At 59.1% G+C, this 14101-nt stretch carries 10 protein-coding genes; 7 read left to right on the forward strand and 3 right to left on the reverse strand.

Annotated elements, in window-relative coordinates:
* Positions 1-75: 75 nt before the first annotated feature.
* Positions 76-1239: a type III PLP-dependent enzyme gene (locus ACYZTL_RS11595; RefSeq protein WP_461951903.1), complete on the forward strand. Its 1164-nt coding sequence runs from the start codon at positions 76-78 to the stop codon at positions 1237-1239.
* 154 nt (positions 1240-1393) lie between these two features.
* Here ACYZTL_RS11595 and ACYZTL_RS11600 read toward each other — a convergent pair whose 3' ends face one another.
* Positions 1394-2161 (reverse strand): tetratricopeptide repeat protein, encoded by a 768-nt coding sequence (locus tag ACYZTL_RS11600; protein ID WP_461951904.1) that lies wholly within the window; start codon positions 2159-2161, stop codon positions 1394-1396.
* Positions 2158-2838, reverse strand: coding sequence for a Fe2+-dependent dioxygenase (locus tag ACYZTL_RS11605; protein WP_461951905.1), 681 nt, complete (start codon positions 2836-2838; stop codon positions 2158-2160). Before ACYZTL_RS11605 ends, ACYZTL_RS11600 begins: the two co-directional genes overlap by 4 nt.
* 206 nt (positions 2839-3044) lie before the next feature.
* Here ACYZTL_RS11605 and ACYZTL_RS11610 point away from each other — a divergent pair, with 206 nt between their 5' ends.
* The gene (locus ACYZTL_RS11610; RefSeq protein ID WP_461951906.1) at positions 3045-5306 is read left to right on the forward strand and encodes a TonB-dependent receptor; all 2262 of its coding nucleotides are present in this window, start codon (positions 3045-3047) and stop codon (positions 5304-5306) included.
* Between the two features lie 229 nt (positions 5307-5535).
* The gene (locus tag ACYZTL_RS11615) at positions 5536-8061 is read left to right on the forward strand and encodes a PepSY domain-containing protein (protein WP_461951907.1); all 2526 of its coding nucleotides are present in this window, start codon (positions 5536-5538) and stop codon (positions 8059-8061) included.
* A gap of 132 nt (positions 8062-8193) precedes the next feature.
* Here the strand turns inward: ACYZTL_RS11615 and ACYZTL_RS11620 are convergent, their stop codons facing one another.
* Positions 8194-9735 carry an alkaline phosphatase D family protein gene (locus ACYZTL_RS11620; RefSeq protein WP_461951908.1) on the reverse strand — a complete coding sequence of 514 codons (1542 nt, stop codon included), beginning with the start codon at positions 9733-9735 and terminating at the stop codon, positions 8194-8196.
* Between the two features lie 403 nt (positions 9736-10138).
* On the opposite strand from ACYZTL_RS11620, the gene ACYZTL_RS11625 reads away from it, so the two are divergent.
* The 4 genes from ACYZTL_RS11625 to ACYZTL_RS11640 all read left to right on the forward strand — a co-directional run bounded on the left by ACYZTL_RS11625 (position 10139) and on the right by ACYZTL_RS11640 (position 14062).
* Positions 10139-11691, forward strand: a protein-coding gene (locus ACYZTL_RS11625) for an IS3 family transposase (protein WP_461950368.1) whose coding sequence is annotated in 2 segments (ribosomal slippage) — positions 10139-10601 and positions 10601-11691 — 1554 coding nt in all. Because the reading frame shifts where the segments join, the coding sequence is not laid out codon by codon here.
* A 223-nt stretch (positions 11692-11914) separates the two neighbouring features.
* Positions 11915-12214, forward strand: coding sequence for a hypothetical protein (locus ACYZTL_RS11630; RefSeq protein ID WP_461951909.1), 300 nt, complete (start codon positions 11915-11917; stop codon positions 12212-12214).
* 259 nt (positions 12215-12473) lie between these two features.
* The gene (locus tag ACYZTL_RS11635; protein WP_461951910.1) at positions 12474-13805 is read left to right on the forward strand and encodes an S-type pyocin domain-containing protein; all 1332 of its coding nucleotides are present in this window, start codon (positions 12474-12476) and stop codon (positions 13803-13805) included.
* On the forward strand, positions 13805-14062 hold the full coding sequence (locus tag ACYZTL_RS11640; protein ID WP_461951911.1) for a bacteriocin immunity protein: 258 nt from the start codon (positions 13805-13807) through the stop codon (positions 14060-14062). Before ACYZTL_RS11635 ends, ACYZTL_RS11640 begins: the two co-directional genes overlap by 1 nt.
* Positions 14063-14101: the final 39 nt, after the last annotated feature.

Consider the following 14101-nt stretch of genomic DNA (forward strand, 5'->3'; position numbering starts at 1 on the left):
AACCAAAGTGGGGATACGGAGGACGTTCATTTGCACCCATTGATTACTAACGTTTGCCAGTAGGAGCTCCCAAGTATGTCGATCAACGTCGAAGACTATTTCGCGCGCGATACCTTCCAGAAAATGAAGGCCTTCGCCGACAAACAAGAAACCCCGTTCGTGGTGATCGACACCGCGATGATCAGCCAGGCCTATGACGACCTGCGCGCCGGTTTCGAATTCGCCAAGGTCTACTACGCGGTCAAGGCCAACCCGGCCGTCGAAATCATCGACCTGCTCAAAGAGAAAGGCTCGAGCTTCGACATCGCCTCGATCTACGAGCTCGACAAAGTGATGAACCAGGGCGTCGGCCCGGATCGCATCAGCTACGGCAACACCATCAAGAAATCCAAGGACATCCGCTACTTCTACGAGAAGGGCGTGCGTCTGTATGCCACCGACTCCGAAGCCGACCTGCGCAACATCGCCAAGGCCGCACCGGGTTCGAAAGTCTACGTGCGCATCCTCACCGAAGGCTCGACCACCGCTGACTGGCCGTTGTCGCGCAAATTCGGCTGCCAGACCGACATGGCCATGGACCTGCTGATCCTCGCCCGTGACCTGGGCCTGGTGCCTTATGGCATCTCGTTCCACGTCGGCTCGCAACAGCGCGACATCAGTGTCTGGGACGCGGCGATCGCCAAGGTCAAAGTGATCTTCGAGCGTTTGAAAGAAGAAGACGGCATCCATCTGAAGCTGATCAACATGGGTGGTGGCTTCCCGGCCAACTACATCACCCGCACCAACAGCCTGGAAACCTACGCTGAAGAAATCATCCGTTTCCTCAAGGAAGACTTCGGCGACGACCTGCCGGAAATCATCCTGGAACCGGGCCGTTCGTTGATTGCCAACGCCGGCATCCTGGTCAGCGAAGTGGTACTGGTTGCGCGTAAATCCCGTACCGCCGTCGAGCGTTGGGTGTACACGGATGTGGGCAAGTTCTCCGGCCTGATCGAAACCATGGACGAAGCCATCAAGTTCCCGATCTGGACCGAGAAAAAAGGCGAGATGGAAGAAGTCGTCATCGCCGGCCCGACCTGCGATAGCGCCGACATCATGTACGAGAACTACAAGTACGGCCTGCCGTTGAACCTCGCGATTGGTGATCGTTTGTACTGGTTGTCGACCGGTGCTTACACCACCAGTTACAGCGCGGTTGAATTCAACGGCTTCCCGCCGCTGAAATCGTTCTACGTGTAAAACGCTGCACGCAGAAATCAAAAAGCCCATGACGTGTCATGGGCTTTTTTGTGTCTGGAAAACGCCGCTCCCCTTGTAGGAGCTGCCGAAGGCTGCGATCTTTTGATCTTGCCCTTTAAAAACAAGCTCAAAAGATCGCAGCCTTCGGCAGCTCCTACAAAGGAACGAGTTCCAGCTCGAGTTCGGCGGATCGCTGGGCATAATCGGTTGCCAAGGCGCGAATTTGCGGTTGGGTTGCGCTCAACAACGTCTGGCTCGCCACCCGCAAGAAATTCAGATTGCCGCCGGCCAGCGCCTTGCGTAGCCAGTGCAGCGCTTCCTCGACGTTTCCTTCATCCGCCAGCACGGCCGCATAACTGAACTGCCCACGAAAATCCCCACCGACTGCCGAACGTCGATACCAATCACGCGCAGCTTGCGGATCTGCCAGGCAAACCCGCCCGTCTTCCAGATAACGTCCCAACAGATTCATCGACTTCGCATGGCCCAGTTCAGCGGCGCGACCATAAAGATTCAGCGCTTGTATCTGGTCCTCATCCACGCCGCGCCCGGTCGCCAGCAGATTGGCGTAGTTGTACATCGCCCAATCCAGTCCGGCTTCGGCGCCGACGCGATAATGCCCCGCAGCGACTGAAGCGTCGGCCTCGCAGCCCCAGCCATGTTCATGACAGCGGCCGAGCATGTTGCGCGCCATCAAGTGCCCGCGCTGCGCGGCGATCTGGAACCAGCGCACCGCCAGTTTTTGATCAAGTTCAATGCCCTGCCCATCCAGCAGGATTTGACCGAGCAAGGCCTGAGCATCGAGCACGCCTTCGCGGGCAGCGATCAGAATCGCCTGAGCCGCGCGAGCGGGACTTTCATTGAGCATGGCTTTGAGATGATCGCCGTCGAGCACTTCTTCGCGGCGCAGTTGAAAACTCATACCTCGACCCAGCGACGCAACAGGTTGTGATACGTGCCCGTGAGTCGGATCAGCGATGGGTGATCCGGCATGTCCTGCGTCAGTTGCTGGATCGCCCCGTCCATCTCGAACAGCAGCGCGCGCTGGCTGTCTTCGCGGACCAGGCTTTGGGTCCAGAAAAATGAGGCATAGCGAGTGCCACGGGTGACGGCATTGACCTTATGCAGGCTGGTGCCGGGATACAGGACCATGTCGCCGGCGGGCAACTTCACGCACTGGGTGCCGAAGGTGTCCTGGATTTCCAGCTCACCGCCGTCGTAATCCTCAGGCTCGCTGAAGAACAGGGTCGCCGACAGGTCCGTGCGCACGCGCTCGATGCTGCCTTTGGGCTGACGCACGGCGTTGTCGATATGAAAGTCGAAACTGCCACCCGCCGTGTAACAGTTCAGCAACGGAGGAAAAACCTTGTGCGGCAATGCCGCGGACATGAACAGCGGATTTTTCCACAACCGCTCCAGCATCGCCGCGCCGACTTCCTTGGCCAGCGGATGACCTTCCGGCAGTTGCAGATTGTGCTTGGCCTTGGCCGACTGGTAACCGGCGGTTATTTTTCCGTCCGCCCAATCCGCCTGCTCCAGCGCCTCGCGGATGCGCTGCACTTCTTCTTTAGCGAACACGCCGGGGATGTGCAGCAGCATGGGAAAACACCTGAAGGCAAAGGGGTGGCAATGGTATTGATTCTTATTGCCGGTGTAAAACCCCCATGACGGATGAAACATCAAAAACCGTAAGGATAAATTGTAAAGAATGTAAATTCAGTGCGAATAGTAACGTTTCGCAATTGATACATGGATGCATCTACCCTATATTCCGCGGCCTCAAATCCTTGGGGAGGGGAATTCACATGTCACGCCAACAATTACAATTACCGGTCAGTTCACCGCGTTTACTCGCTTCTGCAATTGGCGTGGCGATCACGGCCAGCTCCGCGGGGCACATGGTTTTCGCGGCTGAAAAAACCGATGAAAAAGCACCGGGCAACGTGATTTCCCTGGGCGCTACCGCTATCAGCGGCGAAGCTCAGGACGATACCTCCTACAAGACCGATACCTCAGCCAACAAGAAATACACCGCACCGCTGCGCGAAACACCGAAAAGCGTCACCGTGATTCCGCAGCAGGTGATCCGCGACACGGGCGCTACCAGTCTCGTCGACGCCTTGCGCACGACACCGGGCATCACCTTCGGTGCTGGCGAAGGCGGTAACCCGGCGGGCGACCGTCCGATCATTCGTGGCTTCAACGCTGAAAGCGACACCTTCGTCGACGGCATGCGCGACCCGGCGTCCCAGAGCCGCGAAATCTTCAACGTTGAATCGATCGAAGTCAGCAAGGGACCGGGGTCGGCCTTCACCGGCGCCGGCTCCACCGGTGGCAGCCTGAACCTGGTGAGCAAGACCGCCAAACTGGGCAGTTTCTACAATGGTGGCTTCACCTGGGGTTCGGATCAGACCAAGCGCACCACACTTGACCTGAACCAGCAGATGACCGACACCTCGGCCTTCCGCCTGAACCTGATGAAACACGAAGCCAATGTCGCCGGCCGTGACACCGTGGACGTCAGCCGCTGGGGTGTGGCGCCGACGTTCGCTTTCGGTCTGGGCACCGATACCCGCCTGACCGTCGGCTACTACCACGTCGAAACCGACGACATGCCGGACTACGGCATTCCGCTGACCCTGAACCCGGCTCGCAGCAAGTACAACGTCGACAAGCCGGCGAATGTCGACCGCGACAACTTCTACGGCCTCACCAGCCGCGACTATCGCGAAACCACCAATGACAGCGGCACCATCAAGATCGAGCACGATCTGAATGATGACCTGACCGTGTCCAACAGTTTCCGCATGTCCCGTTCGACCCTGGACTACATCGTCACTAACCCGGACGACAGCAAGGGCAACGTCGCCAAGGGCAGTGTGTACCGTGGCGCCAAGACCCGTAATTCGACATCCAGCGGCTGGATCAACCAGACCGACCTGAGCGCCAAATTCGACACTGGCACCATCGAACACAGCCTGGTGACCGGTCTTGAGTTCTCTTATCAAGACACCCACAACCGCCCGTACATCCTGACTTCGGCCGCCAGCGGCACGACGTGCAACCCTGCTCTCTTCCGCTCCGGCGACTGCACCAGTCTGTACAACCCGACGCCTGGGGATAACTGGAACGGCAGGATCACCGACAGCAATGCTTTCACCGATACCGATACGAAAACCGCCGCCGCTTATGTGTTCGACACCTTGAAGTTCAACGAACAATGGTCCCTGAACCTGGGCCTGCGTTATGACAACTACCAGGTCGAATCCAGCGGCTTCGCTAACGCTGGCCGTACCACACCGGCGGGGAGCTTTGATCGCGAGAACACCAGCGACCTGGTGAACTACCAGATCGGCGTGGTCTATAACCCATTGCCGAACGGCAGCATCTACGTAGCCTACTCGACCTCCAGCAACCCGGCGGGCGAAACCAGCGGCAACGGCAACCTGGAACTGGCCGCCAACAACAGCGACCTCGATCCAGAAAAGAACCGCAACTACGAGATCGGCACCAAGTGGGACTTCTTTGGTAATGACCTGTCATTGACCGCCGCGCTGTTCCGCACTGAAAAAACCAACGCCCGTATGGACGATCCGGATGGCGGCACCACTCAAGTGCTGGACGGCGAGCAAACCGTCAACGGTCTGGAGCTGAGCTACAGCGGCAAGCTGACCCGTAACTGGAGGGTCTTCGGCGGCTACACCTACATGGAAAGCGAAGTGGTCAAAACCACCCTCGCCGCCGATGAAGGCAACCATATGCCGAGTACCCCGCGGAACAACTTCACGTTCTGGTCGACCTACGACCTGGTACCGGACAAGTTGACCGTCGGCGCCGGTGCCACCTTCGTTGACTCGCAGTTCGGCAACATCGCCAACTCGGTGGAGATCCCGTCCTACTGGCGTTACGACGCGATGGCCAGCTACCGCCTGACCAAAAACGTCGACCTGCAACTCAACGTGCAGAATCTGACCGACAAGCGTTACTTCGACCAGATACTGCAGAACCACTACGCCCACGTGGCGGCGGGTCGTACCGCCCTGCTGAGCGCCAACTTCCACTTCTAACCCAACCCCCGTAGGAGCTGCCGAAGGCTGCGATCTTTTGATCTTGATTTTTGGCGGAGCTGAAATCGCTAAAGATCAAAAGATCGCAGGCTTCGCCAGCTCCTACAGGATCAAAGGCCCCGTTCATCCACATGAACGGGGCTTTTGTGCGTAAAAAAGAATGCTTCTCGACAGCCCACGGCATAATGCGCGCCGTGATGAAAATTTTCGAACGAACAAGGCGAGCGACGTGTTGAAGAAAACCCTGTTCCAGTTGCACTGGTTTTTCGGTATCAGTGCCGGGCTGGTCCTGGCCCTGATGGGCATCACCGGGGCGACGGTGTCGTTTCAGGATGAAATCCTGCGCGCACTGAATCCGTCGGTGTTGCAGGTCGAGAAGCAGGTCGCCGGCGTGCTGCCACCCGCCGAACTGGTGGAAAAAATCGAAGGCGCCTCGGGCAAGAAAGTCTCGATGCTCTGGGTCGAGACCGACAGCGGCAACGCCGCGCGGGTGATCTTCACGCCACCACCGGGCGAACGTCGCGGGGAGATGCGCTACTTCGATCCGTACACCGCCGAGTTCTTGGGTGACGCCACCGGCCAGGATTTCTTCGGCCTGATGCTGCAACTGCACCGTTTCCTCGCCATGGGCGATACCGGCCGGCAGATCACCGGTGCCTGCACGTTGATTCTGGTGTTTTTCTGCCTGTCCGGTCTGTACCTGCGCTGGCCGCGCCAGTGGAAAAGCTGGCGCGCCTGGCTGACCCTCGACTGGAAGAAAAAGGGTCGCAGCTTCAATTGGGATTTGCACTCGGTGGCCGGCACCTGGTGCCTGGTGTTTTACCTCCTGGCGGCGCTGACCGGGTTGTCCTGGTCTTACGAGTGGTACAACAAAGGCCTGACCCAACTGCTTTCCGATGCGCCGCAGAACGAGCGGGTTCGCAATCGTGGTCCTGCGCCTGCGGGCGCGGCACCGACCGCCGATTACGCTGCGATGTGGAGCAGCATCTACAGCGCTGCCGGTCCGGCACTGAGTGCCTACAACATCCGCATGCCGCCAGTGGCCGGGCAACCGGCGACCGTGTTTTACCTGCTGAACACCTCGCCGCACGACCGCGCGCTGAACCAGATCACCCTCGACCCGGCCACCGGCATCGTCAAACGCCATGACCGCTACAGCGACAAAAGTTTCAAGGCGCAACTGCTGACGAGCATCTATGCGCTGCACGTCGGCAGTTACTTCGGGATTGTCGGACGGATCATCCTGACGATCAGCGCGCTGACCATGCCGCTGTTTTTCATCACCGGCTGGTTGCTTTACCTCGATCGTCGACGCAAGAAAAAGCAGATCAGGGACACCCGTAAAGGGCTCGCACAACCGGGCAGCGACGCACCGGCGTGGCTGATCGGTTTCGCCAGCCAGAGCGGGTTTGCCGAACAACTGGCCTGGCAGACCGCCGGGCAATTGCAGGCCGCCGGCATGCCGGTGAAGGTTCAGCCGCTGGCGAATGTCAGCGAACAGGACCTGCGTGATTCCAGCAACGCGCTGTTCGTGGTCAGTACCTTCGGCGACGGCGAAGCACCCGACAGCGCCCGCGGTTTCGAACGCAAGGTGCTGGGCCGCGCGTTGAGCCTGGAGCGCCTGAATTACGCGGTGCTCGGACTTGGCGATCGCCAGTATCAGCACTTCTGCGGTTTCGCCCGCCGCTTGCACACCTGGCTCGGCGAGCACGGCGGCAAGAACCTGTTCGCGCCAGTGGAAGTCGATTGCGGCGACCCTTACGCCTTGCGTCACTGGCAGCAGCAACTCGGTCTGCTGACCGGACAGGCACCCGTGGACACTTGGCAAGCACCGAGCTACGACAACTGGACACTCACCCGCCGCGAATTGATGAACCCGGACAGCAGCGGTTCGCCGGTTTACTTGCTCGACCTTATCGCCCCGACGACCAGCAGCTGGCTGGCCGGTGATCTGGTGGAAGTGTTGCCGCGCAATTGCTCGTGGGTCATCGAGCATTTCCTCGATGGTCTGGGCATCGACGGCCGCGCGGCGGTAACGCTTGATGGCCTGACACAACCCTTGGAGCAAGCCCTCGCCAGTCGACAACTGCCAGAGAACCGCGCTCATCTGGTCGGCCTGCACGCGCAAGCGCTGGTGGACGCGCTGGTGCCGTTGGCCATGCGCGAATACTCCATCGCCTCGATAGCCGCCGACGGCGTGCTGGAACTGATCGTGCGTCAGGAACTGCATCCCGACGGCAGTCTGGGCATCGGTTCCGGATGGCTGACCGAGCACGCGCCGGTGGGCAGCACCATCAGCTTGCGCGTACGACGCAACAGCGGTTTCCATCTGCCGGTCGAACCGGTGCCGATGATCCTGCTGGGCAACGGCACCGGCCTGGCCGGGCTGCGCAGTTTGATCAAGGCGCGGATCGCCGATGGACAGCAACGTCATTGGCTGCTGTTCGGCGAGCGCAATCGCGAGCACGACTACCTGTGTCGCGCCGAGCTGGAAGAGTGGCTGATTTCGGGGGATATCGAGCGTCTGGACCTGGCGTTTTCGCGGGATCAGGCCGAGAAGATCTATGTGCAGGATCGCCTGCGCGAATCCGCCGAAACGCTGAAGAAATGGCTGGCCGACGGTGCCGTGATTTACATCTGCGGCAGCTTGCAAGGAATGGCTTCAGGGGTGGATCACGTGCTTAACGAAGTGCTCGGGATTGAAGAGGTTGATCGCCTGATCGAACAAGGTCGCTACCGCCGCGACGTGTACTGAGCCACCACGATCCCTGTGGGAGCGAGCCTGCTCGCGAATGCGGTTTAACATCCAACAGAGATGTTGACTGACCCAGCGCATTCGCGAGCAGGCTCGCTCCCACAAGGGGGATGTGACCAGCCCAGAACAGTCTCAAACCGGCTGCAACTTCTGTTCAAACACACTGACCCCATCCAGATCCCGCAACACCACACTCATCTCCCCCGTCGCCCCCTCAATATTCACCTCGCCAAAAAACTGAAACCCTGCAAACGGCGACATGTTCTGCGCCGGCGGTGCCTTCTCGAACACCACTTCCGGCCCAAAAGTTTTATCCAGCGGATCAGGACCGAAACTCCCCGCATTCAAGGGCCCGGCGACAAACTCCCAAAACGGCTCAAAGTCCTGAAACGCCGCACGGTCCGGGTGGTAATGATGGGCCGCGCAGTAATGCACATCCGCCGTCAGGAACACGAAATTGCGCACCTGTTGCGCCCGTAGAAAACCGAGCAATTCAGCGATTTCCAGTTCGCGCCCCTGGGCCGGTCCCGGATCACCATTGGCCACCGCGTCCCAGCGCGCCACGCCGGGGCTGACTTCGCCGTCGGGCACGTCGAGGCCGATCGGCATGTCGGCGGCGAAGACTTTCCACTGGGCCTGAGAGCCTTTCAATTCTCGCTTGAGCCAGTCCAGTTGCTCACGCCCGAGAAAGGGTTTTGCGGCACCCAGGTTGCTGTCATTGGCTTCGCGATAACTGCGCATGTCGAGCACAAACACATCGAGCATCGGCCCATAACCAATCTTGCGATAAATCCGCCCGCCACCATCGGCGGTCTGCAGACGCAGCGGTGCATATTCGAGCCAGGCCTGACGCCCGCGCCCCACCAAGTCATGGATATCCTTGCTCTTGTAGCGTTCATCGAGTTGCTTGCCGGGCGACCAGTTGTTCACCACTTCATGGTCATCCCACTGCCAGATCTGCGGCACTTCAGCGTTGAAGCGACGGACGTTTTCGTCCATCAGGTTGTAGCGGTAATTGCCACGATAGTCGTCGAGGGTTTCGGCAACTTTGCTCTTGGCTTCGCTGGTGATGTTGCGCCACACGCGGCCACTCTCAGTAATAAGCTGCGCCGGTATCGGGCCGTCCGCGTAGATGGAGTCGCCGCTGTGGATAAAGAAGTCCGGCAGGCGTAAACGCATGGCTTCGTAGATGCGCATGCCGCCGATGTCCGGGTTGATGCCGAAACCCTGGCCGGCGGTGTCGCCGCTCCAGACGAAACGGATGTCGCGCCGTGTCTGCGGCACGCTGCGCAGGTGACCGAACCAGGGCTCGCTGGTGACGCCGCTCTGGGCGTCTTCGAAATGCACGCGATAGAAAATCGCCTGATCGGCGGGCAGACCGGTGAGCTCCACACGCGCGGTGAAATCGCTACGGGCGTCGGCGAGAGGCGAGACGAACCGGCGCGGGTTGCTGAACACACTGCGGGTGTCCCACTCCACCACCATCCGCGCCGGACGATCGCTGCGGCTCCAGACCATCGCCCGGTCACCCAGCACGTCGCCGGACTGCACACCATCGGTGAGTTGCGGCCGATCCTTGACCGAAGCAATCACCGCCGGCGCCAGGCCGGGAAGCAACAGCCCGGCGCCGACCGCTTGCATGACACGACGGCGACCGAGGTCGAATTCGCTCATGGTGATCTCCCTGAAAAAGGAAAACTAAAACATGCCTGCATGACCCGGGCATGACACAAAACCCACCAACGCCACAAATCCCCTGTAGGAGCGAGCCTGCTCGCGATGACGGTTTAACATTCAGCGACGTTGCTGACAGAAAGATCGCCATCGCGAGCAGGCTCACTCCTACAGGATTGTGTTCCCACGCGGTGCATGGAAATGATCATCATGAGGCACACAACTTTTCAAGACGTTTCCTACAACGTATCTTGTTGCCGCGTTTCGGCATCGACTCCATAGTTCAGGTTCGCGGAAAACACCGCGAACGACCTTGGCCGGTCGACCACCCCCGGTGTCAGGATAGTTGTCGCCTCTCCGGTTTTTCCTAAAAAAGCATATCGGGGGCGGAAAGAGACTGGTCGTGCCGTACTATTCACCTGAACGCAGAGCCGCATTACTCAAGATGCTGCTTCCCCCACTGAACCTGTCGATGGCCGAGGTTTCCCGGCGCGAAGGGGTCAGCGAAATGTCTTTGTCCAACTGGCGCAAGCAGCTCAGTTCTGAAGGAAGTGCAGTGTCCGAAAACAAGCAATCGGCTCAGAACTGGTCAGCCGAAACCAAGTTTGCTGTCGTCCTTGAAGCGGCCGGTTTGTCCGAGATCGACCTGGGCGAGTATTGCCGCCGCAAAGGCCTTTACCCCGAGCAAATCACTGCCTGGCGACAAGCCTTCATCACCGGCCAGAAATCGGAAAAGGCCCAGCAAAAAGAAGATCGGGAGCAGTCTCGCAAAGATAAGAAACGCATCCAGGAACTTGAGCGCGAACTGCGCCGCAAAGACAAGGCGCTCGCTGAAACAGCGGCGTTGTTGGTGCTGCGAAAAAAGCTCAACGACTACTGGGGGACCGACAACGAGGACAACTGACGTCTTTGCCAGAACGGCAGTTACTCGTGGACTGGCTGAGCAACGCGGTCGCGGCGGGAGCCAGAAAAATCAGGGCCTGCCTGGAAATCGGTCTATCGCTGCGGACTTTGCAACGGTGGACTGAAACAGACGTTATCCAGGCCGATGCCCGAACGACTGTCACACGGCCAACGCCGCGAAATGCACTAAACGAGGCTGAGCGACAGACCATTGTGACGCTGTGCAACAGCCTGGAGTACGCCCATCTGCCGCCGAGCCAGATCGTGCCGCGCCTGGCCGATCAAGGGCGCTATCTGGCGTCGGAGGCAACGTTTTATCGCGTCTTGCGTGCGGCGGGTCAACAGCAGCATCGAGGTCGTAGCCAGCGCCCCAGGCGGCACGCGGCCCCAACGACGCATGCGGCTGAAGCGCCCAATCAGGTGTGGTCATGGGACATCACGTATCTGCCGTCGCCGATACGCGGCAAGTATTACTACCTCTATCTGATCGAGGATATTTACAGCCGCAAGGCCGTGGGCTGGGAGGTCTACGACGCGGAAAGCGGCGAGAAAGCCGCCGCGCTGCTGCAACGCAGCGTGATCGGCGAGCAGTGTTTACACGAACCGCTGGTGCTGCACTCGGACAACGGAGCGCCGATGAAATCGGTGACGCTGTTGAGCAAGATGTACGAACTGGGCATCACGCCCTCGCGGGGCCGACCGCGGGTGAGCAACGACAATCCCTACTCGGAGTCGCTGTTTAGAACACTGAAGTACTGCCCGCAATGGCCGCAGCATGGCTTTGCCAGTCTGGACGCCGCACGAGCTTGGGTGAGGGATTTCATGCGCTGGTACAACAACGAACACCGGCATAGCCGTATCCGGTTCGTCACACCGGCTGAGCGGCATCGAGGACTGGACCATCAGGTCTTGGCCCGGCGACATGAGCTGTACGAACGAGCCAAAGAGAAAAAGCCGGAACGGTGGTCGGGTTGCACACGTAACTGGGAGCCGATCGGCACCGTGCTGTTGAACCCGGATCGAGAGCAACAGGTCGAGAAAAGAGCGGCATAGTTAGACGGTTGACGCGACAACTACCTTGAAAAACGCCGACCACACCAAACGCATCAGCGTCATTGTTTAGACATTTTCAGGTCTGGATGTCGTGTTATGGCAGCTGTGCGCGGGACACCTTAGGGTGTGCCGGGGTTGGGTGTGCCGGTCGGCCAACCCGCACACAGCTGCCACCTTTTTCGCTTGGCCGCGAACGGTGGTAGCTCTATTTGGAGTTACACCTATGTTCCAAGTCATGCCCCGTTACCTCCCAATCGACACCTACGACGCCGAAACACCGGTGCTCTTCGTCAACACCCACAAAGAACTAAGCGAACTCACCGCCTGCGCCATGCACCGCTTCACCGTGGTTCGAGATTTGTCAGACATGCTATCCAGCCTGAATCTGAAAAACACTTCCGACTGTGATCTGACGCGTATCACCCGCGCCGTGCATCTGCTCATGCGTGAAGGCTGCGCTGTGCTGGATGTGGTTCAGGCGCGGGCGTTGCAGCGGGAGAACGAGTACAAAGCCACGATTTAGCGGTGTTGCCGCCGCCCCCATCGCGGGCAAGCCCGCTCCCACAGTGATCGATGTCGTACACAAGATTTGCGTTCAACGCCGAACCCTGTGGGAGCAGCTTGCCCGCGAAGAACGATAACGCGGTCGTGCTGACTCGCCCCCCTGCAACACCATGAAATAGGAAATTTCAGCGCCGCTTTTAGGAAACGTCCTAACGCCAGCACCCGAGCGCCCCGGATAAGTTTGAGGCTGCTCCGGACACATGCGGAAAAGGACGCCTATGGCACGCGACAAGGACATCCCCCAAGTCTGGGTACATGTGACGGGTGGCGGCGGTAGCGGCACCGGCGTTCGCTTCCTGCGCGACATGACCCCGGCCGAAATCGCCGAACGCGAGGCTCAGCAAAAGCCCTACGACGACATGCTCGCCCGGCAACAGGCCGACGAAGAGCGTTGGCTCAAACCACTCGAACAACCCAACCAGCTCAAAACTCAAGGTTGCGTGTTCGCCAAAAGCTGCAACCTGCCCGACGGCGTCATCAATCACGACAACCCCGCCGGTTTTGTCCCGGTCGAACGACTGGCCGACTACGGGCTGTGGGCCGTACTGGGCACCGGCGCGACGATTACCGCCGAAGGCGCACCGCTCAAATGGGTGGCCGGCTCGGCAACTGCCACCGCCCTCGGCCAACGTCTTGGCGGTTCTCTGGCCCTCACACTGACCGGCTCGACATTGATGGCGGGAGCCACGGTGGGAACCGTGGCGCTATTGATGCCAAATACGAACCTGTCGCCCGACAGCGCCTTCTACAAAAACGAACAGTACGCGGCACTGGATACGGGACGAACCCGCGTTCGCGTCAACGTGAAGACCTTGGCGGATGGCGCGGTCAACGCCTACGGCTTCTACACCGGCGGGAAAAAAGACTGGGAGTTCGTGCCGGTCATCAAAGCCGAAAAGGAAGGTGAACAATTTGTCGCCGACCTCGGCAACGGCATTGGCCTGACCTGGACGCCCGTCGCCAATCCTGACGACGCCCCAACAGTCCCCGCCCTTGAAGGCGCCCCGCCGCTGCCGACGATATGGGTGTACCCGCCCACCAAACAAGCCGACAAGATATTGGTGAACCCAGAGCATCCGCCCGAGTATCAGGATGCGATTATCTGGTTCCCGGCGGACTCGGGGCTTGAGCCGATTTACATCATGCTCAATGCTCGCTATGAACCGGGTGGTGTTACGGGGGTGGGTGAGGATGTGGCGGGGGTTTGGCTGGCGGGGGCCAGTACTGGGCAGGGTTCACCCATTCCAACGCGCATTGCGGATGTGCTCCGGGGACAAAAATTCAGAGACTTTGATGCTTTCAGGAAGGCATTTTGGACTGCTGTGGGAAATGATTCCGAGCTACTGGTTCAATTCAAACCAAGCAATATTGGCAAACTCATGAACGGCAGAGCTCCCTTCGCACGCAGACTGGACCACAACGGCGAAAACGCTCGCTACGAAATACATCATATTGAGCAGATACAGCATGGCGGTGCTGTGTATGACGTCGACAATCTCACGGTACTTACCCCTAAACGACACGCAGAAATTCACAGGGAGAACAGATAATGACTCTGAAAAGCAACATTTCGGATTACACGGAAGAAGAATTCATTGGGTTGCTTCAACGCATCATAGGAAACGATCAAAGTGAAGAAGTTGAAAACAGGCTGGTGCATCACTTCAACACTATATGTGGCCATCCGGCGGGGTCAGATTTGCTTTTCTATCCAGAGGACGGCGCTGACGACTCGGCAGAAGGTATTACTCGTACACTCAAGGAATGGCGTGCCACTCAAGGTTTGCCGGGGTTCAAAGTCGAGTGACTTTGACCATCGAGCCACAATCATTTTGTAAATCCAAAA

This window comes from Pseudomonas sp. LB3P81, from assembly GCF_054897965.1.